This window comes from Cognatundibacterium aquatile, assembly GCF_014699135.1.
Classification (GTDB): domain Bacteria; phylum Pseudomonadota; class Gammaproteobacteria; order Burkholderiales; family Burkholderiaceae_D; genus Undibacterium; species Undibacterium aquatile.
Map to the genome: position 1 here is coordinate 380066 of NZ_JACOFT010000003.1, position 26082 is coordinate 406147.

Annotated in this window: 22 protein-coding genes; 15 read left to right on the top strand and 7 right to left on the bottom strand. The window is 49.7% G+C overall.

Annotated elements, in window-relative coordinates:
- Nucleotide 1 precedes the first annotated feature (1 nt).
- Both ubiG and ompA read right to left on the bottom strand, forming a co-directional pair.
- Nucleotides 2-706, bottom strand: a complete 705-nt coding sequence (gene ubiG / locus H8K26_RS10245) for a bifunctional 2-polyprenyl-6-hydroxyphenol methylase/3-demethylubiquinol 3-O-methyltransferase UbiG (RefSeq protein ID WP_186883044.1) — start codon at nt 704-706, stop codon at nt 2-4.
- A gap of 265 nt (nt 707-971) precedes the next feature.
- Nucleotides 972-1625, bottom strand: a complete 654-nt coding sequence (gene ompA / locus H8K26_RS10250; RefSeq protein WP_186883045.1) for an outer membrane protein OmpA — start codon at nt 1623-1625, stop codon at nt 972-974.
- Between the two features lie 699 nt (nt 1626-2324).
- Here ompA and gyrA point away from each other — a divergent pair.
- The 14 genes from gyrA to cysM all read left to right on the top strand — a co-directional run bounded on the left by gyrA (nt 2325) and on the right by cysM (nt 18841).
- Complete coding sequence (gyrA, locus tag H8K26_RS10255; protein ID WP_190479289.1) at nt 2325-4991, top strand: DNA gyrase subunit A; 2667 nt, start codon at nt 2325-2327, stop codon at nt 4989-4991.
- Between the two features lie 4 nt (nt 4992-4995).
- Nucleotides 4996-6096, top strand: a complete 1101-nt coding sequence (serC, locus tag H8K26_RS10260; protein WP_190479290.1) for a 3-phosphoserine/phosphohydroxythreonine transaminase — start codon at nt 4996-4998, stop codon at nt 6094-6096.
- Between the two features lie 200 nt (nt 6097-6296).
- The gene (gene pheA / locus H8K26_RS10265; protein ID WP_186883048.1) at nt 6297-7370 is read left to right on the top strand and encodes a prephenate dehydratase; all 1074 of its coding nucleotides are present in this window, start codon (nt 6297-6299) and stop codon (nt 7368-7370) included.
- A gap of 16 nt (nt 7371-7386) precedes the next feature.
- Nucleotides 7387-8295 carry a prephenate dehydrogenase gene (locus tag H8K26_RS10270; protein WP_390366579.1) on the top strand — a complete coding sequence of 303 codons (909 nt, stop codon included), beginning with the start codon at nt 7387-7389 and terminating at the stop codon, nt 8293-8295.
- A 272-nt stretch (nt 8296-8567) separates the two neighbouring features.
- Nucleotides 8568-9905 (top strand): 3-phosphoshikimate 1-carboxyvinyltransferase, encoded by a 1338-nt coding sequence (gene aroA, locus H8K26_RS10275; RefSeq protein ID WP_190479292.1) that lies wholly within the window; start codon nt 8568-8570, stop codon nt 9903-9905.
- 74 nt (nt 9906-9979) lie between these two features.
- Nucleotides 9980-10660, top strand: coding sequence for a (d)CMP kinase (gene cmk, locus H8K26_RS10280; protein ID WP_190479293.1), 681 nt, complete (start codon nt 9980-9982; stop codon nt 10658-10660).
- A gap of 138 nt (nt 10661-10798) precedes the next feature.
- Nucleotides 10799-12505 (top strand): 30S ribosomal protein S1, encoded by a 1707-nt coding sequence (gene rpsA, locus H8K26_RS10285; RefSeq protein WP_186883051.1) that lies wholly within the window; start codon nt 10799-10801, stop codon nt 12503-12505.
- A 30-nt stretch (nt 12506-12535) separates the two neighbouring features.
- Nucleotides 12536-12841: an integration host factor subunit beta gene (locus H8K26_RS10290; RefSeq protein ID WP_186883052.1), complete on the top strand. Its 306-nt coding sequence runs from the start codon at nt 12536-12538 to the stop codon at nt 12839-12841.
- Between the two features lie 151 nt (nt 12842-12992).
- Entirely contained in the window at nt 12993-13307 is a 315-nt protein-coding gene (locus H8K26_RS10295) for a LapA family protein (RefSeq protein WP_190479294.1), read from the top strand.
- A gap of 119 nt (nt 13308-13426) precedes the next feature.
- Nucleotides 13427-14602, top strand: coding sequence for a lipopolysaccharide assembly protein LapB (lapB, locus tag H8K26_RS10300; protein ID WP_190479295.1), 1176 nt, complete (start codon nt 13427-13429; stop codon nt 14600-14602).
- A 93-nt stretch (nt 14603-14695) separates the two neighbouring features.
- A complete protein-coding gene (locus tag H8K26_RS10305) occupies nt 14696-16069 on the top strand; it encodes a UDP-glucose dehydrogenase family protein (protein WP_190479296.1) in 1374 nt (457 codons plus the stop codon).
- 11 nt (nt 16070-16080) lie between these two features.
- Nucleotides 16081-17004: a D-glycero-beta-D-manno-heptose-7-phosphate kinase gene (rfaE1, locus tag H8K26_RS10310; RefSeq protein WP_190479298.1), complete on the top strand. Its 924-nt coding sequence runs from the start codon at nt 16081-16083 to the stop codon at nt 17002-17004.
- Nucleotides 17005-17135: 131 nt separating this feature from the next.
- Complete coding sequence (locus H8K26_RS10315; protein ID WP_190479300.1) at nt 17136-17660, top strand: ComEA family DNA-binding protein; 525 nt, start codon at nt 17136-17138, stop codon at nt 17658-17660.
- Nucleotides 17661-17938: 278 nt separating this feature from the next.
- Entirely contained in the window at nt 17939-18841 is a 903-nt protein-coding gene (gene cysM / locus H8K26_RS10320; RefSeq protein WP_186896820.1) for a cysteine synthase CysM, read from the top strand.
- Nucleotides 18842-18971: 130 nt separating this feature from the next.
- Here cysM and H8K26_RS10325 read toward each other — a convergent pair whose 3' ends face one another.
- The 5 genes from H8K26_RS10325 to H8K26_RS10345 all read right to left on the bottom strand — a co-directional run bounded on the left by H8K26_RS10325 (nt 18972) and on the right by H8K26_RS10345 (nt 24714).
- On the bottom strand, nt 18972-19271 hold the full coding sequence (locus H8K26_RS10325; RefSeq protein ID WP_186883059.1) for a hypothetical protein: 300 nt from the start codon (nt 19269-19271) through the stop codon (nt 18972-18974).
- A gap of 359 nt (nt 19272-19630) precedes the next feature.
- Nucleotides 19631-20761: a lytic murein transglycosylase B gene (gene mltB / locus H8K26_RS10330; RefSeq protein ID WP_223826960.1), complete on the bottom strand. Its 1131-nt coding sequence runs from the start codon at nt 20759-20761 to the stop codon at nt 19631-19633.
- 16 nt (nt 20762-20777) lie between these two features.
- A complete protein-coding gene (locus H8K26_RS10335) occupies nt 20778-22754 on the bottom strand; it encodes a transglutaminase TgpA family protein (RefSeq protein ID WP_190479302.1) in 1977 nt (658 codons plus the stop codon).
- 28 nt (nt 22755-22782) lie between these two features.
- Nucleotides 22783-23766 carry a DUF58 domain-containing protein gene (locus tag H8K26_RS10340; RefSeq protein WP_190479303.1) on the bottom strand — a complete coding sequence of 328 codons (984 nt, stop codon included), beginning with the start codon at nt 23764-23766 and terminating at the stop codon, nt 22783-22785.
- Nucleotides 23767-23793: 27 nt separating this feature from the next.
- Nucleotides 23794-24714, bottom strand: coding sequence for an AAA family ATPase (locus H8K26_RS10345; RefSeq protein WP_190479305.1), 921 nt, complete (start codon nt 24712-24714; stop codon nt 23794-23796).
- Between the two features lie 142 nt (nt 24715-24856).
- Between H8K26_RS10345 and H8K26_RS10350 the strand changes: the two genes are divergently transcribed.
- Entirely contained in the window at nt 24857-25795 is a 939-nt protein-coding gene (locus H8K26_RS10350; RefSeq protein WP_190479307.1) for a histone deacetylase family protein, read from the top strand.
- The last annotated feature ends 287 nt before the right edge of the window (nt 25796-26082 follow it).

The window sequence follows — 26082 nt, forward strand, 5'->3', positions numbered from 1 at the left end:
TTTAGGCTGGCTTGGTGCAGGCAATCATGTAGTTGACGCTGGTATCGTTATTCAATGAATAGATTTTTGTCAGCGGATTGTAGCTCAAACCTTTCATGGCATTTAATTCAAGACCCGCATTGCGAACATCTTGCGAAAGTTCTGCCGGAGTGATGAATTTTGCATAGTCGTGCGTACCTTTTGGCAATAATTGCAAAACGTACTCAGCACCAAGAATTGCGAACAGATACGATTTGACATTACGGTTCAAGGTGGAGAAAAAGACATGCCCACCTGGTTTCAATAGTTTTGTGCAGGCCCGAATGATGGATGATGGATCAGGGACGTGTTCCAGCATTTCCATGCAAGTGACAACGTCGTACTGACCAGCTTCCGCTTCGGCCATCTCTTCGGCGGGGATATTTTTATAACGTACGCTGACGCCTGATTCTAAACCGTGCAAGTCGGCCACTTTCAGTGCTTTTTCTGAAAGATCGATGCCAGTAACAATGGCTCCCTTTTTTGCCATCGATTCGGCGAGTATGCCGCCACCACAGCCGACATCAATGACATTTTTACCTGATAGCGGAACCCGTTGATTAATCCATTCCAGACGCAGCGGGTTGATTTCATGTAAAGGGCGGAACTCTGAACTTGGATCCCACCAGCGATGAGCTAGGTCACTGAATTTCTGAATTTCTGCTGGATCTGCATTTAGTGTCGGCATGATGTGTGCGGATATTTCTGTGTTGATAGGGGATAGATTAATGTCGTATTGTAGGCGATCCGGGTATTTATCGCACTTAGTCAGATCAAGACAAGTCCAGTTTCAGAATCTTCTTCGGTAGCTGTGTTTGTTGCAGGGGTATTGAGTTTCTATTTAATCTATTCTTATGGCGTATTTTTGCGGGGTAAGTGCAGATTTGGTACGAGAAACAAAAAGTAAAAACCCCGCCGAAGCGGGGTTTTTACATAATTAAAACGGAGCTTAATTATTTGTTGCGTGTACCAACAACTTCGATTTCTACGCGACGGTTTTTAGCGCGGCCTTCTGCTGTTTTGTTATCAGCAACTGGTTGTTTTTCGCCTTTGCCTTCAGTGTAAACACGGTTAGCTTCAATACCTTTGCTTACCAGGTAAGCTTTAACTGCTTCTGCGCGGCGGATAGACAGTTTTTGGTTGTATGCATCTGTACCAACGGAGTCAGTATGACCAACAGCGATAACAACTTCCAGATTGATCGATTTCAATTTAGAAACCATATCGTCGAGCTGAGTTTTACCTTCAGCTTTCAATACTGATTTGTCGAAGTCAAACAATGCGCTGGCAGCGAAAGTAACTTTTTCAGATGTTGGAGCAACAGGAGCAACAACAGGAGCTGGTGCAGGAGCAGCAACAGGAGCTGGAGCAGCAACAGGAGCTGGAGCTGCTTCTTTTACCAATGGAGCGTCGCAACCTGGCACTGCATCAGCAGGTGTCCAGTAGCCAGTACGCCAGCACAGACCAAATGCGTCACGAACAATGACGCCACGACCATCTTGTACATAAGCACTGTGTGGTGTGTTCGCTTTGATGTCTTGTTGTGCGGATGCAGAAAAGGAAGCAACTGCGGACGCTGCGATAACGAGCTTAACTAGAATTTTCATATTTATCCTCTCGACTGAGATTTAATTATCGCAGATAAACTGCGCAAATTACTGCTTAAAACCTGATGATACCACGCGCTTGATGACATTACTATTTCGTCAAACGAACAACGCTGTTATTAATCAATATTTTGCCATAGATAACGTCAATCCGGCATGACTTGTTAAATCGCTAAAGTAACACTTCGTTAAATATGTCGTGCATGGGCAACAATTGCACAGCGGTTTTCAGGTGAAATTCACTTAAGAAATTGCAAAAAAATAACTTGCTTTGATGAGTTCACTTATTGAATTTATCGATTTTTGGGTGTTTTTGATTGTCAGAGTCAGTTTGTTGACTTCTTGTTGATAGTCGAGATGGCGAAAATTATTCAAGTAATTTGCCTTGTGTTGCTGTCAGGTTGTTTATTGGTAATGAATCCTTAATCTCATGCGAATATTTTCTCGGACACGATCTGACGCCAGAGCTTAGGCTCCGCAATTGCTTGGGGGTATTTGTGTTTTGCTATTTTGTGACGTTTGGCCTGTTGAGCATGGTAAAATCAAGAGCTAAACATTCGAAAAAACGTGCCGCTGCCTTTCGTATTGCTTCTGTGAAAGCGATGTTTTGCTGACATGGTGCATTACGGCACTAAGATTAGCAGCGACTGTTTTTCGCGATGTTATCATTTAACCAAGCTCTAATTTGCCGGCATGCCAATGGATCAATTCGCAAAAGAAACACTCCCGATTTCCCTTGAAGAAGAAATGCGCAAGAGCTACCTCGATTACGCGATGAGCGTGATTGTTGGTCGAGCCTTGCCGGATGTGCGTGATGGCTTGAAGCCTGTGCATCGACGCGTTTTATTCGCGATGCATGAGATGAACAATGTCTATAACCGCCCATTCGTCAAATGCGCGCGCGTTGTCGGTGAGGTCATGGGTAAATACCATCCGCACGGTGATGCTTCTATTTATGACACATTGGTACGTATGGCGCAGGATTTTTCCTTGCGCTACACGTTGGTCGATGGTCAGGGTAACTTCGGTTCCATTGATGGCGACAGTGCCGCTGCGATGCGTTACACCGAATGTCGCTTAGATAAAATTGCTAACGAAATCCTGGCGGATATCGAAAAAGAAACGGTCGATTTCGTACCGAACTATGACGGTAAAGAAAAAGAACCGTCGGTTTTGCCTACCCGTATTCCTAACTTACTGATCAACGGTGCCTCTGGTATCGCGGTCGGTATGGCGACCAATATTCCGCCGCACAACATCACTGAAATTATCAATGGTGCCCTGCACTTGTTGCGGAATGATGATTGCACGATAGATGAGTTGATAGAGATTATCCCCGCACCGGATTTCCCGACCGGCGGCATTATCTATGGTGTTTCCGGTGTGCGTGACGGTTATCGCACTGGTCGCGGTCGTGTCGTGATGCGTGCGAAAACGCATTTTGAAGAATTTGGCAAAGAGAATCGTACCGCGCTGATCATTGATGAGCTGCCGTACCAGGTCAATAAGAAATCTTTGCTTGAGCGTATTGCGGAATTAGTGCGCGATAAAAAACTCGACGGCATTTCAGATATCCGCGACGAATCCGATAAATCCGGCATGCGCGTGGTGATTGAGCTCAAACGTGGTGAAGTGCCGGATGTTGTGCTGAATAATCTGTATAAGCAGACACAATTGCAGGACACTTTCGGTATGAATATGGTGGCGCTGGTCAATGGCCAGCCTAAGCTGCTGAACCTGAAAGAAATGTTGTCGTGCTTCCTGTCACATCGCCGCGAAGTTGTTACGCGTCGTACCGTGTTTGAACTGCGCAAAGCGCGCGAACGCGGTCATGTGCTCGAAGGCCTGGCAGTAGCATTGGCGAATATCGACGACTTCATCGCTATCATCAAAGCGGCGCCAACACCGCCACTGGCGAAACAGGAATTGATGACGCGTGCCTGGGATAGTTCCATGGTACGTGAGATGCTGACACGCACTGCTGCTGATAATCCGGGTGGTATTGACGCTTTCCGTCCTGAGAGTTTGCCTAAACATTACGGTATTCAGCCGGATGGCCTGTACAAATTGTCCGATGATCAGGCGCAGGAAATTCTGCAAATGCGTTTGCAACGTCTGACTGGTCTGGAGCAGGATAAGATCGTCAACGAATACAAAGACGTGATGGCTGAAATCGCCGATTTGCTTGATATTCTGTCTAAGCCTGAACGTGTCACAACGATTATTACGGATGAACTGACACTCGCCAGAAATGAGTATGGCGAAGGAAATAAAGACGTTCGCCGTTCTGAAATTACACACAACGCGACCGACCTTGAAACCGAAGATCTGATCACGCCGGTCGATATGGTGGTGACCTTGTCGCACACCGGCTATATGAAGTCGCAACCCTTGTCTGAATACCGCGCGCAGAAACGTGGCGGCCGTGGCAAACAAGCGACTGCAACGAAGGATGATGACTGGATTGAGCAATTATTTGTCGCCAATACCCACGATTACATCCTGTGCTTCAGTAACCGTGGCCGTCTCTACTGGCTCAAAGTATGGGAAGTACCGCAAGGTTCGCGCAGTTCGCGCGGCAAGCCTATCGTGAATATGTTCCCGTTGCAGGATGGTGAAAAAATTACTGTCATTCTGCCTTTGTCGGGTGACAACCGCAGCTTCCCTGAAGACCGTTATATTTTCATGGCAACCAGCCTTGGCACTGTGAAGAAAACACCGCTGGCCGATTTCAGTAATCCACGTAAAGCCGGCATTATCGCGGTGGATCTGGACGACGGCGACTTCCTGATCGGTGCTGCGCTGACCGATGGCAAGCATGATGTGATGTTGTTCTCCGATGCAGGTAAGGCGGTTCGTTTCGACGAAAATGATGTGCGTCCTATGGGGCGTACGGCACGCGGTGTGCGCGGCATGAATCTCGATGAAACGCAACAAGTCATCGCCTTGCTGGTGGCGGAAAACGAGCAGCAATCGGTATTAACTGCTACCGAAAATGGCTTTGGCAAACGTACACCGATTACTGAATATACCCGTCATGGTCGCGGTACCAAAGGTATGATCGCAATTCAGACTTCTGAGCGTAACGGCAAAGTCGTTGCTGCGACTCTGGTTGAAACGACCGATGAAATCATGCTGATCACGACTGGTGGTGTCTTGATCAGGACCCGTGTTTCTGAGATTCGTGAAATGGGACGCGCAACACAAGGCGTCACACTGATCGCGGTTGAAGACGGAACTACCTTGTCCGGCTTGCAGCGTATCGTTGAAACGGATGCTGATCAGGATGAAACTGAATCAGGCGCAATGTCTGTCGATGGCGACACGAATGCCGCTGATGGCGCGACTGGCGATGTAGCGGAGTAAAACCATGACCACCATCTACAATTTTTCGGCGGGCCCGGCAGTTTTGCCTAAAGAGGTTTTGCAGCAGGCCGCTGCAGAAATGCTGGATTGGCATGGCAGCGGTATGTCGGTCATGGAGATGAGTCATCGCGGCGCGGAATTCATGTCCATCATGGATGCCGCCCAGCGTGATTTACGTGATTTGCTGGCGATTCCGGAAAATTACAAAATCTTGTTTTTACAAGGTGGTGGTCTCGGTGAAAATGCCATCGTTCCCATGAACCTGATGGGGCGTCGTCCCGATGCGCCGGTGGATTTCATTCATACCGGTTCATGGAGCGGTAAGTCAATTAAAGAAGCGCAAAAATACGCCACAGTGAATGTGGCGGCATCCGCTGCCAGCAATGGTTTTACGGCAGTTCCGGCAAGAGAAAGCTGGCAGTTGTCGAAAGACGCGGCCTATGTACATCTCTGCACCAATGAAACGATAGACGGTGTTGAATATCATTTCGTGCCAGATGTAGCGGAACAGACCGGTGGCGCACCGATAGTGGCGGATATGTCTTCGCATATTTTGTCGCGCGTTATTGATGTGTCTGCCTATGGTGTGATTTTTGGCGGCGCGCAAAAGAATATTGGCCCGGCTGGCTTGACGCTGGTGATCGTGCGCGAAGATTTGCTTGGACATGCTTTGCCTGTATGCCCGTCCGCCTTTGACTGGAAAATTGTTGCCGACAACGGCTCCATGTACAACACGCCACCAACCTATGCGATCTATATCGCTGGTCTGGTATTTCAATGGTTGAAACGCCAGGGCGGCGTGGCAGCGATGGAAGCGCAAAACATTGCGAAGGCAACGTTGTTGTACGATTACCTTGATTCCACTGATTTTTATGAAAATCGTGTGGCGAAAGAATGCCGTTCGCGTATGAACGTACCATTTTTTCTGAAAGACGAATCTCTGAATGCAGAATTTTTGACTGCTGCAAAAGCGCAGGGTTTGTTGCAATTGAAGGGGCATAAATCGGTTGGTGGTATGCGTGCTTCGATTTACAACGCGATGCCTCTCGCCGGTGTGCAGGCACTGGTTGGTTTCATGCACGAGTTTGCCAGCGCGCATTCCTGAGTGTAAAAGTAATAGCGTGTAGTCTTCTCCTCAAGCGGCAGCCCTTTCTGAACATGGCATAACCCATCACCTGGAAACCGTGGCGCTGTCGAACCAGATCAAAAGCCTGGTGAGGAATCAAATAATGCAAAGCGGCAGGCGCGACTATTCACTGTCGTGCACCGCTGTCACAGTGTACAAAAACGGTTTTTAGGTTAGTTATGAGCGACAACAAATTACTTCCCCTGCGCATTAAGATTGATACGATCGATGCCCAGATTCTCGATTTACTGAATCAACGTGCCCGTGTGGCTGAAGAAGTCGGTCACGTCAAAGCAGAAACCAATGCACCGGTGTTTCGCCCTGAGCGCGAGGCGCAGGTATTGCGCGGAGTCGCTGAACGCAATCCTGGTCCTTTGCTGAACGAAGATATCCAGTTGATTTTCCGCGAAATCATGTCCGCCTGCCGCGCATTGGAACGACGCGTGGTGGTGGCATTTCTCGGGCCGGTCGGCACCTTCAGCGAACAAGCCGTGTACAAGCAGTTTGGTCATGCGATTCAGGCTTTGCCTTGCGTTTCAATTGACGAGGTTTTCCGCGCGACGGAAGCGGGCACGGCTGATTTTGGCGTCGTGCCGATTGAAAATTCTTCCGAAGGTGCGATCAATCGCACACTCGATTTATTGCTGCAAACCAGTCTGGCGATCAGTGGCGAACTGGCGATTCCGGTGCAACACAGCCTGATGAGCAAGTCCGGCAACATGGAAGGCGTGAGCCGCATCTGCGCTCACTCGCAGGCATTGGCGCAATGCCAAGCCTGGCTGAATCAACATTATCCGCACATCGAACGGCAGGCTGTCGCATCCAATGCTGAAGCGGCGCGCATGGCCAGTGGTGATTACACCGTTGCTGCGATTGCCAGTGAAATCGCTGGCACCCAATATAACCTCGGCATCGTCAGCGCACATATTCAGGATGATCCGCATAACCGTACGCGCTTTGCTGTGATTGGCCGTCTGCATACCACACCGAGCGGTAAAGACCAGACCTCGATTGTGCTGGCGACGCCGAATAAAGCCGGTGCTGTTTACGATTTGCTCGCGCCCTTATCCAAACACGGCGTTTCGATGACCCGTTTTGAATCGCGCCCCGCCCGTACCGGTAACTGGGAATATTACTTCTATGTCGATGTCGAAGGACACGTCATGGATGAAAGAGTCGCAGCCGCGATGGCAGAGCTCGATGCAAAAGCGGCTTTCTTCAAAGTCCTGGGTTCTTATCCTTGTACGCTGTGAGATCGTGATGCCGAACGTGTCAAATGTTTTTAAACGTGTTGCGATTTTTGGCGTTGGTCTGATCGGTGGCTCATTTGCGCTGGCATTGAAAAAAGCTGGCGCTGTGCAGCACATCGTTGGTGTCGGGCGTAGTCAGGCGTCGTTAGAACGAGCATTGCAACTCGGTATTATCGACAGCATCGCGACCTCACCTGAAGCCGCGGTCAAGGATGCCGATCTGGTGTTGATTGCCGCGCCGGTCGCGCAAACCAAAGCGATTCTGGATTCGATACAGCCACATTTATCACCAACCACCATCGTCACCGATGCTGGCAGTACCAAATCTGATGTCGTTGATGCCGCAAAAGAAGCGCTGGGTGCAAAGTTGCGCCAGTTTGTCCCTGCGCATCCGATTGCCGGACGTGAGTTGAATGGGCCAGAAGCGGCACTCGTTGATTTATATGTCGGTAAAAAAGCGGTCATCACACGCCTGCCGGAAAACAACGATGCGGATGTGGCGCGCGTTGCCTGGGCATGGCAACAATGCGGCGCGATAATTCATTATCTTGATCCGGCTGGGCATGACGCGGTGTTTGCGGCAGTCAGTCATTTACCGCATCTGCTTGCTTATGCACTGGTGGATGATATCGCCCGCAAAGAACATGCTGACACGCTGTTTCAATACGCAGCGAGCGGCTTTCGCGATTTCACCCGGATTGCCGGTTCGTCGCCGGAGATGTGGCGCGATATCACGCTGGCAAACCGGCATGCGATGTTGCAGGAACTGGATTCCTATACCGCGCGTCTGGCTGTGTTGCGCCAGCATTTAGTCAATGCTGATACAGCGGGCATCGAAGGCATTTATGCGAACGCACAACGCGCCCGCCACAACTGGATTTCCGCGATTGAAGCCGCAGAAAAACAGCAACGTGAAGGTGGCGATTAACATCGGCTCTGTTCTCTGTTTCATCCCGGATGACGACGGACGAATTCTGATCTGTTTAGATTGCCACTGATCTAATCTGTCAGTCGTCTGTTATTCTTTTAGGATGAATGCAAAGTTGTCCCGGCAAGGCATGGCGACGAAGACAGTACGAATAGTACGGCGAGGAGCCATAACGCCACTGGGGCGGTTTTGCATCAATCCTGTCTTTGTCGAAAATAAATTATCTGCATTCCGGATCAGGTTCCGGATGTTTTCCGAATAAGTTCATCACTATGACCCAACAAAGCAAACACTATCCGCCATACATTGATTTGCAGCCAATAATGCAGGTGCAGGGCACGGTGCGCTTGCCCGGCTCCAAGAGTATTTCCAATCGCACCTTGCTGCTCGCAGCACTGGCGCAGGGGACGACGGAAATCAAAGATTTACTGGCATCCGACGACACGCTGGTAATGCTGAATGCTTTGCAACAACTGGGCGTGCACTGGGAACAGGAAGGTGATAGCCAGAACTACACGGTCCGCGGTGTTAACGGTCAGCTTCCCCGCCATCAGGCCGATTTGTTCATGGGAAATGCAGGCACTGCGATTCGCCCATTGGTCGCAACGCTGGCAGTGCTGGGCGGTGATTATACTGTGCATGGCGTGGCGCGTATGCATGAGCGGCCGATTGGCGATCTGGTCGATGCCCTGAATGCCGCTGGTGCGCAGGTCGAGTACACCGGCAATCCTGGCTATCCGCCTTTACACATTCGTCGTGGCCATATTCATGCGCAGCGTTTACAAGTCAAAGGCAATGTCTCCAGCCAGTTTCTGACGGCCTTGCTGATGGCGGCGCCATTAATGGCGAAAGAGCATGACATCGTGATTGATGTCGTTGGTGAATTAATTTCCAAGCCGTATATTGAAATCACGCTGAATCTGATGCAGCGTTTTGGCGTTGCCGTCGAACGCGATGGCTGGCAGGCGTTCACCGTCAAACGTGGGCAGCATTATGTGTCGCCGGGCGTGGTGCATGTTGAAGGGGACGCTTCGTCTGCTTCCTACTTTCTGGCCGCTGGCGCTATTGCAGGCGGGCAGGTGCGGGTGGAAGGCGTCGGGCGCGACAGCATACAGGGCGATGTTCGCTTTGCCGAAGCGCTGGAAAAAATGGGGGCAACCATCACCCGTGGCGATAACTGGATAGAAGCCACGTCGAATGGCGCATTGCAGGCGATAGACATGGATTTCAACCACATCCCTGACGCCGCGATGACGATCGCAATGGCGGCCTTGTATGCAAATGGCACCACGACGCTGCGCAATATTGCGAGTTGGCGCGTCAAAGAGACTGATCGTCTGTCGGCGATGGCGACAGAATTAAGGAAACTCGGCGCAACCGTGGAAGAGGGCGCGGATTACATGCGTGTCACGCCACCGGCGCAGATCTTGCCCGCGACCATCGATACCTATGATGATCACCGTATGGCGATGTGCTTTTCGCTTGCCAGTCTGGATGGCAAGGCGCGGCGCGGCGCAGCGATGCGGATTAACGAACCGCATTGCGTCGCCAAGACTTTCCCTGATTATTTTGAGGTTTTTGCCAAAATCAACCATCAGGAGCTGTTTTAATACTCCCCCCAGTATATAAAAACGGCCTTTGTTTATGCCGACAATAGAGCAAAATTGAAGGATACTCCCCCAAAATGACAAATAAGTATGCCGTAATTACGATTGATGGACCGACTGCTTCCGGTAAAGGAACCGTCGCCCATCGCGTTGCCAAACATCTGGGTTTTCATTATCTCGATTCTGGCGCGTTGTACCGCTTAACTGCTCTGATGGTGCAACGCAAAAATGTCTCGTTTGACGATGAAACCAGCATTGCTGCATTGGCACGCGCCTTGCCCTGTCGTTTCGTCCACGGCCACGTCATGCTGGAAGACGACGATGTGACTGACGATGTGCGCGCCGAAGCGATAGGCGTTGCCGCATCACGCATAGCGGTGCTGCCGGAAGTGCGCAAAGCTTTGGTGGACTTGCAATTGTCGTTCCGCAATGCTCCCGGCCTGGTGGCGGACGGGCGTGATATGGGTAGTGTGATTTTCCCCGATGCCAGTCTCAAAATTTTCCTGACAGCAAGTGCAGAGGCGCGCGCGAGTCGTCGATATAAGCAATTGATTGAAAAGGGAATTTCTGCTAATATGGAAGACTTGGTAAAAGATTTGATGGAACGTGATGCGAGAGACAGTACCCGCGCAGCCGCTCCACTCAAACCTGCATCAGGTGCAATTATTCTGGATACCTCAGAAATTACTGCTGAACAAGCGGTGAATCAGGTGCTGGAATGGTATGCAGAAGCACAGGAAAGCAAGTCGTCTCAATAGTAAGACTGTTTGATTGCTGAATGTGCGAGTAAGTCCCTTTGATAAAGCAAGTTTATTAAAGGGTTGTTCAACCTAACCCGGTAAACAGCGCCTTTGTTCTGTTCCGGCTAACTCAAAAATATTATGTCTACTGTATTCATGTCCCAAGATTTCGCAACCGGTGCAGACAGCTTCGCAGCTTTGTTCGAAGAGTCCCTGTCACGTCAGGATATGCGTTCCGGTGAAGTGATTTCTGCTGAAGTCGTTCGTATCGACCACAACTTCGTGATCGTGAACGCAGGCTTGAAGTCTGAAGCCTTCATCCCTGTTGAAGAATTCAAAAACGACCAGGGCGACCTGGAAGTTAATATCGGCGATTTCGTTTCCGTAGCGATTGATTCGCTGGAAAACGGTTTCGGCGACACTATCCTGTCCCGTGATAAAGCAAAACGTCTGGCATCCTGGCTCGCGCTCGAAAAAGCGCTGGAGTCTGGCGAGATCGTTACTGGTACAGTTAACGGCAAAGTTAAAGGTGGTCTGACTGTTCTGACTAACGGCATCCGCGCTTTCTTGCCAGGTTCTTTGGTTGATACACGCCCAGTGAAGGATACAACTCCTTACGAAGGCAAAACCATGGAATTCAAAGTGATCAAGCTCGACCGCAAGCGTAACAACGTTGTGCTGTCCCGCCGCGCTGTTGTTGAAGCGTCTATGGGCGAAGAGCGTCAAAAACTGATGGAAACCCTGAAAGAAGGCACAGTAGTTACTGGTATCGTTAAAAATATCACTGACTACGGCGCGTTCGTTGATCTGGGCGGCATCGATGGCTTGTTGCACATCACGGATCTGGCATGGCGTCGTGTACGTCACCCTTCCGAGGTGTTGACAGTTGGTCAGGAAATCACTGCAAAAGTATTGAAATTCGACCAAGAGAAAAACCGTGTGTCTCTGGGCGTAAAACAATTGGGCGACGACCCATGGACAGGCTTGTCCCGTCGTTACCCAGCGAACACACGTCTGTTCGGTAAAGTAACTAACCTGACCGACTACGGTGCGTTCGTTGAAGTCGAACAAGGTATCGAAGGTCTGGTTCACGTTTCCGAAATGGACTGGACAAACAAAAACGTTGCACCAAACAAAGTTGTTCAATTGGGCGACGAAGTTGAAGTTATGGTTCTGGAAATCGACGAAGAACGTCGTCGTATCAGCCTGGGCATGAAACAGTGCAAAGCTAATCCTTGGGATGATTTCGCGATCAACCACAAGAAAGGTGACAAAGTTCGCGGCGCGATCAAGTCCATCACTGATTTTGGCGTATTTATCGGTTTGTCTGGCAACATCGACGGTCTGGTACATTTGTCTGATCTGTCCTGGAACGAAACAGGCGAAGAAGCAGTACGTCGCTTCAAAAAAGGTGACGAACTGGAAGCCATCGTTCTGGCGATCGACGTTGAACGTGAGCGCGTTTCCCTGGGTGTTAAACAACTCGAAGGCGACCCATTCAATAACTACTGCGCAATGAACGACAAAGGCGCAATCGTTACTGGTACAGTGAAATCTGTTGAGCCAAAAGGCGCAGTGATCCAACTGGCTGACGATGTTGAAGGCTATCTGCGTGCATCCGAAATCTCCCGCGACCGCGTGGAAGATGCTGGTACACATCTGAAAGTCGGCGACAGTGTTGAAGCGTTGGTGTTGAACATCGACCGTAAAGCACGTGGTATCCAGTTGTCTATCAAAGCAAAAGACAGCGCTGAAACACAAGAAGCAATGCAAAAAATGTCTACTGCTGTAGATTCCAATGCAGCTTCTGGTACTACCAGCCTGGGCGCGTTGTTGAAAGCTAAACTCGACAACAAAAACTAAGCTCAATCTCAGTCATAAGGTTTTATAAATATGACGAAGTCGGAGCTGATAGCTCGTCTGGCGGAGCGATATCCACAACTGGTTGCAAAAGATGTGGATGTCGCTGTCAAAACCATCTTAGATGCAATGACCGATGCTCTGGCAACAGGGCAGCGGATAGAGATCAGAGGTTTTGGCAGTTTTTCTCTGAACAGTCGTCCACCACGGATAGGTCGTAATCCTAAATCTGGTGACAAAGTGATGGTGCCTGAAAAACGGGTGCCGCATTTCAAACCGGGTAAAGAATTGCGCGAACGTGTCGATGCCATGGTAGGGCAGCCGATACACGATGACTAGACGGGTCATCGGGCCTCGCGATTGATGCAAATTAAAAAACGGTATATCGGTTTTTCCGGTATGCCGTTTTTTTTCAGTACAATGGTCGCTTTGCAGACACAGTAAAGCAACAGCGTTCGTTAATGCCGCTTTTACTCATTAGGATGTAACCATGAAATATATTTCCAGATTGCTTGCTGCGATACTTTTCATCATCTTTTTTGGCTTTGCCTTAAAGAATGATCAGATCGTCACGCTTCAGTATTTCTTCGGTTATCAACAATCAGCACCTCTGGTGATTATGCTGTTGGTTTTTTTCGTAGCGGGTGCCGTGTTGGGCGCTCTGGCGATGGTTCCTATGGTGTTCAGACACCGTCGTGATCTCTCTCGTCACAAGAAAACGCTGGCGGAAATTGAGAAAGAGCGTCTACTTGCCGAGCAGGCAAGTATGCAGGCACCACAACCAGATAGTGTCCGGAACGATTAGTCTTCACGTGCCGGCTTTACCCTGAAATGTGAATGCAGAGATGAACGAAACTTGTCTCTCGCTGACATCATTCAGGCAGATACTTACTATCTTGAAAAACATTACAGAAAATAAGAAAAATGGAATTTGAAATTTGGTGGTTGCTTGGCATCCCCTTGTTTTTTACTCTTGGCTGGCTGGCTGCCCGGGTTGATATCCGCCAGTTGCTTTCCGAGTCGCGCAGCCTGCCGCGTGGCTATTTTAAGGGGCTTAATTTTTTACTCAACGAACAGCCCGATAAAGCAATTGATGCGTTTATCGATATTGTTCGTCTTGATCCTGAAGCTGTTGAATTGCATTTTGCGTTGGGAAATTTATTTCGCCGCCGTGGTGAAACCGAGCGAGCTATCCGGGTGCATCAAAACCTTGTCCAGCGCCCTGATTTGCCTTCCGATCAAAAGACGCAGGCAATGTTCGAGCTGGGGCAGGATTACTTAAAAGCAGGCTTATTAGATCGTGCTGAGGAAACATTTAATCAGCTTGTTTCCGGACCTTTTGAAGTTCAGGCTCGCCGTGCTTTGCTCGAAATATATCAGCGTGAAAAAGAATGGGCGCGTGCGATCGATGCCGCATACGCGTTGCAAGAAGCAGGTGCCGGTGGCAGACAAAAAGAGATCGCGCAGTTTTATTGTGAAATTGCGCAGGATGAGCTGGCGCGCTGCAATACTGAGGCAGCGCTTGCCGTATTAGAAAAAGCGCTGGCGATAGATCGTTTAAGTGTCCGAGCCGTGATATTGATGGGCGACGTCTATCAGTCAATAGGTGAAACAGAAAAAGCCGTTACTGCCTGGTTGCGTGTGGAGCAGCAAAGTGTGCCGCACGTGGCGCTGGTTGCGCAACGCCTGATGGATGCATATCGTAAGCTGGAGCGCCCGCAGGAAGGCCTGAATCTGTTGAAAAATTACCTCGAAGAAGCACCGTCAGTGGATCTGCTCGAGGTGGTCTTTAAAGCGACGATAGATCTTGATACGGTAGCGGCAGCAAATCAACTGGTTAGTGACGAATTACGCAGAACACCAACTTTGCTCGGGCTGGAAAAATTACTGGACGCCCGTTTGATTGAGGTTTCTCCGGAGTTCCGGCCTGAACTGTCGCTGGTCAAAAATCTGGTACATGGTTATGCGCAGAAATTATCACGCTATCAGTGTTCTCATTGTGGCTTTAAGACGAGGCAGTTTTACTGGCATTGTCCAGGTTGCAGTCGCTGGGAGACTTATCCGCCGCGACGTACAGAAGAGTTAAATGTAATGAATTAATTGTATTCCTCTGCATGCGGCATCTTGTTCGTATCAAGGAACGATGGCTCTCGCAGGAATACGGCACTATTTATTTGGGACTGAGATCGCAAAATGAAAATTACTATTATTGGTACTGGTTATGTTGGCCTCGTGACGGGTGCCTGTCTCGCGGAATTGGGAAACGATGTATTTTGTCTTGATGTTGATCAGCGCAAAATCGACATCCTGAACAATGGGGAAATTCCTATCCATGAACCGGGACTGGAAGAAGTGGTAGCGCGTAACCGCGCGGCTGGACGCATCCGTTTTTCGACTGATGTCGAGGCAAGCGTAGCGCATGGCGATATTCAGTTCATTGCGGTCGGCACACCTCCCGATGAAGACGGCTCCGCTGATTTGCAATATGTGCTGGCAGCGGCACGTAATATCGGTAAATACATGACCGGCTTTAAAGTCATTGTCGATAAATCGACCGTTCCTGTTGGTACCGCTGATCGCGTCAGCGTTGCTGTGCAAGAGGAGTTGGCTGCGCGCGCAGCAACTGCAACTTTTTCGGTTGTGTCCAATCCTGAGTTCCTGAAAGAAGGAGCCGCAGTTGAGGATTTTATGCGTCCAGATCGTATTGTGATTGGTTGCGACGCGACACCTCAGGGTGAAAAAGCGCGCGATATGATGAAAAAGTTGTACACACCATTTAATCGCAATCGCGAACGCACTTACTGGATGGATGTCCGTTCTGCTGAATTCACGAAATATGCAGCAAATGCGATGCTGGCGACGCGTATTTCGTTTATGAATGAACTCGCCAATCTGGCTGATCATGTCGGTGCTGATATCGAAGCCGTACGTCACGGGATAGGCTCTGACCCCCGTATCGGCCATAGTTTTTTATATGCGGGCTGTGGTTATGGCGGATCTTGCTTTCCAAAAGACGTACAGGCACTGGAACGTACCGCGCAGGACTATGGTCTGAACCTGTTGATTTTGCAGGCGGTTGAAGAAGTGAATGCGCGCCAGAAGCAAATTCTTGGTGCCAAGATTATGCAGCGCTTTGACAATCAGATTGTTGGTAAACATTTTGCAATCTGGGGTCTCGCATTTAAGCCAAACACGGATGATATGCGTGCTGCCTCATCGCGCGTGTTAATCGGCGAATTGCTGCGCAATGGCGCGACGGTGGCTGTTTATGATCCGGTTTCTATGGAAGAAGCTAAACGCGTGTTTGAACTTGATTTTTATGACGCACCGGAATTACTCGCGTCGATCCGTTACGCTGAAAACCCTATGGATGCGCTGAATGGTGCAGATGCCCTGGCGATCGTTACGGAATGGAAGGCTTTCCGTAGCCCTGATTTTGATCAGGTTAAGCAGCGTTTGAAACAGGCAGTGATTTTTGATGGCAGAAATCTGTTTGAACCCGCGGTGATGACTGAACTGGGTATTGAATATCACGGCATTGGCCGCTCTGTACTCACGCGTAAGTGAGGTCGTTTTTGATGAGTGAGCAAGTGAAAAAGCAAATTCTGATCGCTGGCGATGTCATGCTCGATCGTTACTGGTTTGGTGAGGTGAACCGGATATCTCCCGAAGCTCCGGTTCCCATCGTTCGCGTCGAGCGTCGTGAAGAACGTCTTGGTGGTGCTGCAAATGTGGCTTTAAATGCAGTTGCTCTTGGCGTGAACGCAGGACTGATGGGCATCATCGGTGATGATGAGGCGGGCAACAGTATTGAAAATCTGTTGAAAAAAGCCGGTATTTCCAGTTACCTCAGCCGCGACAAACAAATATCAACGATCATCAAATTACGTGTGATCGGTCGCCAGCAACAACTGATACGTATTGATTTTGAGGAAAAGCCGACAGAAATTGTTCTCAGAGACAAACTGAATCGTTTCAATGCCTTGCTGAGTGCGTATGACGTCGTCATTTTTTCCGATTATGCCAAAGGCGGTCTGATGAATGTGAAGGCGATGATACAAGCCGCAAAGGACGCTGGTAAGCCTGTTCTTGTAGATCCTAAAGGCAGTGATTTCGCCCGCTATGCAGGAGCAACATTATTAACGCCGAATAAATCAGAACTGAAACTGATTATCGGCGAATGGGCGAACGAGGCTGAACTGACTGAAAAAGCACAAAATTTACGGCGTAAATTAGATTTGCAAGGTTTGTTATTGACGCGTTCTGAAGAGGGAATGACCCTATTTACCGAAGAAGATGTCACGCACGTGCCTGCAATGGCTCGCGAAGTCTTTGATGTTTCCGGCGCCGGAGATACCGTCATCGCGACGATGGCAGTGATGATGGCGAATGGTATGCGTATGCAGGATGCCGTAGTGATCGCTAACAGGGCTGGTGGAATTGTGGTTGGCAAACTGGGTACTGCGACCGTGACAAAAGAAGAATTATTCTCAAAGGTGTAGTTTTCTCTCAATCTGGTGAAAATAAGTCAACCCTTATGTGCTTTTACCGTTAATAATCATGTTTCGTTTTCTGGCATTTTAGAAAATGAAACATGATCATTAAAGTTCATCACTTTTTGGGGAGTCTTCATATGTTCAAGAAATTATTATTGGCAGTGGCTGCAATGGTTGCCACCATGGGTTTTGCGTTTGCCGACGTTGATGTCAATAAAGGCGATCAGGCTGCTCTGGATGGAATTAAAGGCATAGGTCCTGCCAAATCCAAGGCGATAATCGAAGAGCGCACAAAAAATGGCAGTTTCAAAGACTGGGCTGATTTCGAAGCACGTGTGAAGGGAATTGGCGATAAAAATTCTACCAAGCTGTCCGAAGCTGGGCTGACCGTGAATGGGCAGGCAAAGCCAGGCGCACCAGCTAAACCAGCTGCTGCAGACAAGTCAGCAAGCAAACCTGCAAAAGCAGCAAAAGACCCTAAAGCGGATGCTAAGCCTGCGGATGTACCTGCTAAAGCAACAAAAGCCGATGATAAGGCGACAGAAAAAACACCGGAAAAACCAGTAAAAGCATCAAAAGCAGAGAAAAAAGCAGCGAAAGCAGAAAAAGCGGATGCTGCTGAGAAAGCGGCCGCCAGTGCTAAAGAAGGCAAAGCAAAATAATCTGATTAAATAGTCTTATTTTCAGGTCTCGATCTTCACCGTCATCGCCTGTGTTTTACGTAAAAGCCTCCGATTTTGAATCATCGGAGGCTTTTTTATTAGCTTATGCGAATTATGTATAAGGAATATATCTGTTTCTGAATGCTGTCAGCTGCGATATTTACCTGTGAAAACAGTGAGATAGCGCTGTTTTCTGATCTGACACGCCGCAATAAGCGCCATGCGGCAGAATTCAAGTGCGTTTAGAATAAGCTTGTGTTTCACGACTATTGATAACTATGTCTTACCTGACTATTGAAGACACGATTGGTAACACCCCTTTAGTACGTTTACAAAGAATACCGGGTGAGGAAAATCGGCGTCGCAACAACATTATATTAGGCAAACTGGAGGGTAATAATCCAGCTGGCTCAGTCAAAGACAGACCCGCATTAATGATGATCAGGCGCGCTGAAGAGCGGGGCCAACTGAAACCTGGTGACACCCTGATTGAGGCGACCAGTGGCAATACTGGTATTGCACTGGCGATGGTAGCCGCCATGCGTGGTTACAAAATGATTTTACTGATGCCGGAAAATCTGAGTATCGAGCGTCGTCAGAGTATGGCTGCATACGGTGCCGAGATCATACTGACACCAAAAACCGGCGGCATGGAGTATGCGCGGGATCTGGCCGAACAAATGCAAAAAGAAGGCAAGGGTTTGATTCTGGATCAGTTCGCGAATCCGGATAATCCTCTTGCGCATGTTGAAGGTACCGGACCGGAAATCTGGCGGGATACAAAGGGAAAAGTCACTCATTTTGTCAGCGCAATGGGGACGACCGGAACGATCATGGGAGTTTCTGCTTATCTGAAGCAGCAAAATCCGCAGATTCAGATTATTGGCGCACAACCAGAAGAGGGTTCGCAAATCCCCGGCATTCGCAAATGGCCGGAAGCGTACATGCCTAAAATTTTCGATAAAGCCAAAGTTGACCAGGTGGAATCAGTAAGCCAGGGGGATGCCGAGCACATGGCACGCAGACTCGCTGCGGAAGAGGGAATTTTTTGCGGTATTTCAGCGGCGGGTGCCTGTGAAATTGCACTGAGAATTGCGGAGACAGTAGAAAACGCAACAATCGTGTTTATCGTATGTGACCGCGGCGATCGCTATTTATCGACTGGTGTCTTCCCGGCCTGAGTCTCCGGCAAGTCTGGGTGCAGATACGCTCGGTTAATTTTGTCACACCCCAAAAAAAATACCGAAATTACTCTCACAAGTAGTTTCGGTATTTTGCTTTATCTGTCGCCGGGGATTGGCCGGAAAGCATTTAAGCTGCGTCTTTTGGCTTGAATTGCTTGTCGCTGATGCGGAATTTCGCACGACGGTCACCCATCAGTTCGCGTAATTCTTTGATGCTGATATCGCTGATTTCATGCATGCGGATCAACAACGAAGCGCCTACAGGCAGACGACGATGTCTGATTTTGCTGATGACCGGTGGTGCAACTTCTAACGCTCTTGAGAGTGCTGCGTCATTTTTCAAATGCAATTGCTTGATCAGAGTATCTAAAAGATTGTTGGGATCGTAGTCGATCTCATCCGATTCAAGCTGGGTTAAATTTGCCATAATTACCTCGCTGTCTAGTCTATTGATGCTGGATTTAATTGCTTCAATGAGAATTAATCAAACGGTAACATTGTAACTTTAAAATAGAATTTGCTTTTAGCAAGAATAGCAAACCATTGTTAAATCCCTATTCACACTTAGCATCAAACATGCATTAGTATTAATAAGACAATATCACTGTAGATTAATTTACAATTAATCGCAACGCTTGTTTTTAAAAAAGCACGCAATGGATGGTTATTTCCGTCTTTTGCATGCTAGCAATTACTTACGAATATAGTATTGGGTAAAAAGTACCTTAAATCAATTGGTGAAAACGAAACATATTGTTAAAAAGTTTTGTTCAAGCTGACATATACCTATTTTTCTTTTGCCGCACTGATGATTCGCCCCAGATCAAACACCGACATGGCATAAAAATAACTCCGGTTATATTGCGTAATCGCGAAGAAATTATCAGTTGCCAGCCAGTATTCGGTGGCTTCGTCACCATTCTGCAGGTCGATAACGCCATACTGTATGTTGCTCGGTGCATCACTGCTTGCCGTGCTGATAAAGGTTTTTAATTCCGCCAGAGAATAGCTGGCACGCAATCCCTGGCTCAGCGCTGTCTGTAATAACGCCGGGTTTGCTTCGCTTGAAATCAGGGTAGCCGGGAAGGTGACCGGGAGATTTCTTTTCCAGCCATGCATCGCCAGGTAGTGAGCGACGCTGCCGATGGCATCGACGGGGGAATCGGTCAGATTGATGCTGCCATCGCCGTCAAAATCGACCGCAAATTTACGTATGCTGCCTGGCATGAATTGCGGCCAGCCTATCGCACCTGCGTAAGAGCCTTTAAATGCAAAGGGGTCGACGCCAGATTCTCTTGCCATCAGCAGCATGTTTTCCAGCTCATTGCGGAAGAACTGCATGCGGGCATCTCTGGTCGGCGTGTCCGGATAGTCAAAGGCCAGTGTTGTCAGCGCATCCATGACCCGGAATTTTCCGGTATTTTTTCCAAAAATGGTTTCCACACCGATCAGACCGACGATGATCTCTGGTGGTACACCGTATTGCTGGCGTGCGCGCTCCAGCGCATCTGCATATTTATTCCAGAATGCGACGCCTGCCTCTATCCTGTAGGGTTCCACAAAACGGGCGCGATAGGCTTTCCAGTTTTTCGGTTTCCCTGCAGGAGCAGGTCTCATCAGTTGCCTTGCGCTTTCAACGTAGCGCACTTGTTCAAATACGGTTTGTAACTGCGCTTTGTCAAACTGATGTTTATCCACCATTTCCGTAATGAATGCGGAGACTTCTTTCCATTCATTGAAGCGAACATTTTCTTGCATCACGGGTGTCGCAGAGGCCGCCTTAGCACCGTGCTTGGCAGACGTTTTGTTTGCTGAAGGTGTCGCGCTTAATGCGGGCAGAGCGATGCTGCTGACGATCGCAGCACAGAAGCAACTGCGGACGAGGTATTGAATAGATTTCACAATGGTCGATGTCAAGTGCTTGTTCAGTAAATTAGCGACAGGCTGCTAACAGGATTTTCAGTTGGCGTATACGCTGGCTTTCCGGAACGGTGGTTTGTCCATATTTCGCATTGATATAGGTGCGCAGGAATTTTTCCACCGGGGGAATATCTTTTGCTGGCAATGTTTTTTTCAATCTGTGCAGATACGCATATGGCCCTTCATCCACTGCGCGGGGCGGTGTTTTCTTTGCCATTTTTTTGCAGAACGCCAAGTATACTCTATCCATTGCCGGGATCGAAGGTCTGTTCAGCATCAACGGCAGGGCAATTGCGCCGATAATGAGGCTGCCCGTGATAAAAAACAGCAAACTGATGCGCGACCAGTCTATGTCTTTAAAGCCTAAGGAACTGAGAAAGTTTTTCTGCGTTTGCTGGTTGTAATTGAGTACCCACTGATTCCAGGAGTTATTGATGGCGTCGAGGCGCATGCGCATAGCTTGGCTCCATGAATTGCCGGACAAGGCAAAATTCATCAGCCCCGCAAAGCCGCGTTTGGGAATTGCCTGATTCAGATTTTGCATAACCCGTTCTGGCGCGACGGCGGCCGTCGGGTCGACGCGCACCCAGCCCTGGCCTTCGAGCCATACTTCTGTCCATGCATGGGCATCAGATTGGCGGACTTCAAAATAGCCGTCGACTTCATTCAGTGTTCCACCCTGATAACCCGTCACGATTCTTGCCGGAATACCGGCCAGCCGCATCAGATTCACAAACGCACTCGCATAAGGTTCGCAAAACCCGGCTCTGCTCTTGAACAAGAAATCGTCAATACTATTGATGCCGAGCAGCGGTGGTTCCAGCGTGTAAGTAAATGCTTCCTTGCGAAAATACTGCAATACGGCGTTGATTAGCGCGCTGTCATCGCCGTATTGACGCCGTAATGTGTCCGCAAAGGCCGCGCTGCGCGGATTGTAACCGGCAGGTATTTCCAATGCCCGGTGTAAATCTCTCAGATTGTTTTCGACGAGGTAACGATATTGCGGATAAGACGTCACCTGATAACGCAGACGCTGGCTGATGATATCGTTGCTGCGCAATTCCATTTGCCGGTTGATCGTGGCGATAGTGTTGCCATCTGTCTGCGGTGCTGCCGCTGGTAAATCCAGAGCAAACAACCAGCGCTGGCTCTGTGGTTCCAGGATAATTTCCTGCGTGATCGGTGTTCCAGCGTACTGCGCAATATCGCCGCTATTTTTTTGCAAAAAGCGGGATGGCGACCAGGTTTTGCCATCGAATTCCGTCATTACAATCCCGCGCCAGTACAGCAGTGATTTATTCGGTAGCGGCTGCGAAAATTTCACCCTGAACGCAATCTCTTCTGACAACACCAGATCACTGATGCCGCCCGGTGACATCGTTTCCGATAAGCCTGAGCGTCCGCTATGTGCATCACCCGGCAAACCCCAGAGCGGGCCTTGTATTCTGGGGAAAAGAAAGAACGCACACAAGGTCAGCGGAATTGCCAGTGCCATCATGCCGAAGCCTAATTTCAGGCGTTGTTTCAGGGATGGGAAAAGACCGGTGTAGTGGAATGACAATTGTGCTGTGAGCAGCAGACTCACTGAGACTAGTGTCATGACTGCTGCTGCGATGGTTTGCTGATAAAAAAAGCTGGTCAGCAGTAAAAAGAAACCCAGAAAAAGTACGACAAACAGATCCCGCTTTGCGTGCATCTCTAATAATTTACAGGTCAGCAGCAGCACCAGCATGGTGACGCCAGCCTCACGTCCAAAGAAGGTTTTATGATTCAGATAGACGCCCAGCATCATCAGCGCCGACACCGGAATCAGTATCCATCCTGGAGGCAGGCGGCGACCTGTCAGCGTCAGCCAGCCACGCCACATTAGCAGCCCAACGCAACTGACACTGACCCATGTTCCCAGATGCGAAAAATGCGGCAGCAATACACTCAGGCAGGCGATGATTAACAGCAGTGTATCTGCTTTATCGCGACTGAAAACGGGCATGGAAAAAGGCCGGCGCATAGTCACCTGATCACAATTCGTAAAGCGCTAAGGCGCGCAGGCACGCATCGCGATGTGCCGGTCCCTGCGCCGGGGCGTAATCTTCCTGCCCGAGCTTAAAACCGTACTGCAACCCGGCCTGATCTGCTTCCAGCACCCATCGGGTCATGCGCGAGAGTTTGAGTTCCAGATTCATCGTTCTTGGCAGGGCAGAAAAATCCAGCAAAATATCGTTGCCAGCACCACCGGTGAATTGTTTGGTCACCAGTTGCCCGCCGAGCGCAGGATCGACGCGGGCGATTTGTTTCCACGCCAGATGTTTGAGTGCGTCGCCCGGCTGATACGCCCGCACGCCTGAGAAATCCTCGTTGCCACCCTGGCCTTCTAGTTCATTCGATGGTGCGCCAGAAGTCGGTAGCGGCGGCGCATGTTCTTCCGGCTCCGGATACACCAGCGCCCGTGCGTCTGGCAGCCAGGTGCTCCAGGCGCGTAACAAGCCAAGTGGGAACCAGGTTTGCAGGCGCACCCGTGGAATCGCCTGCCAGCCGCGGCTGCGCGTCGGATAGTTCAGGTGTATGCTGGTTCGGCTGTCCGGGGCAATATCCACCGCTTTTTCCGGTGCATTTTTTTCGTTGAAGCCGATCCAGATCGCGTAGCGCTGATATTTGCGCCGATTGATCAGAAAAATGGTGAAGTGCGTTTCTTCGCCAGCAAACACGGCTTGCGCCGGGCCGGTATCGAGATGCAGGTAGGCGAGATTTCTGAAGCAAAAGAAAACATTCACCAGCGCGACGCTGCCGAGCACAAACGTCAATGCAAAACCGAGGCTGAGACTGTAATTAGTCGCAGAAATAAACAAGATCAGCAGCATCAGCAAAAACATCCAGCCTGCCTTGCTTGGCAACGTGAAGACGCGGCGTTGTTTCAGAAAAACTTCACCACTCTCAGGTTGATGCTCAAGAAAAATGATCTTGTGCAGGCGGGCTTTCCAGCGTTCAGATAAAGCGGTCAGCATTGCATCCGGTTCCCGGTTCAGTACACATCAGACGGCAACGCGCTTGATCACTTGCGCCAGTAAATCTGCGCTGGCGCTGGCTTTACCATTGACTGATTTAAGCGGGCGCAGGCGATGAGCAATCACCGGAATCATGATGGCCTGCACGTCTTCCGGCAGTACATGATCACGCCCCTCAAGTGCCGCCCAGGCACGCGCCGCCTGCAACAAGGCGAGCGATGCGCGCGGGCTCATGCCTTCGGCAAAGACATCGCCCTGGCGGGTAGCCTGTGCCAGCGCCTGCACAAAATCAACCAACGACGGCGAGGTGTGTATTTGTTTGAGCTGCTGCTGCGCCTGCAATAACTCGCTGGCCTGCATCAATGCTGGCAGCTTTGACAGCAAAGCGCGACGGTCTTCACCTAATAACAGCGCACGTTCTGCCGCCGCATCCGGATAACCGAGTGACAGACACATCAGAAAACGGTCCAGCTGTGATTCCGGTAACGGAAAGGTGCCGACCTGATGCGCAGGATTTTGCGTTGCGATCACGAAAAATGGGGCAGGCAGTTTGCGCGTCTGGCCTTCGGCTGAGACCTGATGCTCTTCCATCGCTTCGAGCAGGGAAGACTGTGTTTTTGGTGTGGCGCGGTTAATTTCATCGGCCAGCAAGACCTGAGTGAATACCGGGCCGGGGTGAAAAATAAACTGATTTTTTTCGCGGTCAAAAATCGACACACCAATGACATCGGCGGGTAGTAAATCGCTGGTGAATTGCAGACGGTTAAATTTCAGACCCAGCGAAATCGCGAGAGCGTGCGCGAGTGTAGTTTTACCAACGCCGGGCAAATCTTCGATTAACAAATGACCGCCAGCGAGCAAACAGGCCAGCGCCTGACGGATTTGCAGCTCTTTACCGATAATGACGTTATTGACTTGTTTTGCAACTTTATGCAATTGGGAAAACATGTATTTCCTCGCGTAAAAATCAGCGCACAGTGTAGCCGAATTAAACCGGCTTGTTGTAATCCCTGCACTGGCCGGACAGGCGCATTTGCAAAAGCCGCTAAATAAGGTGAAACTGATAGCTAAATCTACAAAAATCCGAGACATGACAACCGCGTATTACACCCATGCAGATTGCAAACGCCATGAAATGGGATCATGGCATCCGGAATCACCAGAACGTTTGCAGGCGATAGAAGACCAACTGATCGCCAGCCGCATCAGCACCTTGCTGGATCACCGCGATGCGCCGTCGGCAGAAGAAAGTGACTTAGCGCGGGTGCACACAGCGGACGCGATTTACCGGATACGCGAAAATTGTCCGTCCGAACATTCCGAATACGATCACTTTCCACTCGATGCCGACACTGCTTTAAATAGCTACACCTGGCGTGCCTGTCTGCGCGCGGCAGGGGCGGCGATCGCCGCAACTGATGCGGTGATCGATGCCGAAATCGAAAATGCTTTTTGCGCGGTACGGCCACCGGGACATCATGCCAGCCGCAAAGAATCGATGGGATTCTGTATGTTTAACAACGTCGCGATTGCTGCCCGTCATGCGCTCGATGTGCGCGGCTTGCAGCGTGTTGCCATCGTTGATTTCGACGTGCATCACGGCAATGGCACCGAAGATATTTTCCGTGATGACCCGCAAGTGCTGATGGTGAGTTTTTTTCAGCATCCTTTTTATCCGTATTCCGGCGATAGCGAACCGGCCAGTAATATGGTCAACGTGCCCGTCCCGGCGCACAGCTATGGCGATGTGATCCGCACGCTGGTCACTGAAAAATGGTTGCCAGCCTTGCGCGCATTTCAGCCGGAAATGATTTTTATCTCGGCCGGGTTTGATGCGCACCGCGAAGACGATATGGGGCAACTGGGGCTGACGGAAGCCGATTTCGCCTGGCTGACCAGGCAGGTGATGGCGGTCGCGAAAGACTATTCCAAAGGCCGCATCGTCAGTTGTCTGGAAGGCGGCTACAACCTCTCGGCGCTCGCCCGCAGCGTGACTGCGCATTTGAAAGTTCTTGCTGATCTTGAATAAATGACGGCAAGCCATCGTTTTTCTGCTGTTTTGCCTCTTTAAATACTGGGGGGAGTATTCTGCAAAGCCCTTTGTTTGTAAGGACAATTGAGCAAAAACGGCAGATACTCCCCTTTTTTCTTTAAAAAGATAGTTTTTCCGGCAGTTTTTCAGTAACTGATAAAAAACGCCGGTGGCTTTCTGAATGGCGTTGTGCCCGTGCTGTTATCTGCAAATTGGTTTCGTTGCAGGTTGGCGACAAAATGATGTCAATGACGATATCGTTTCAAACTTCTTTAACATTTGTA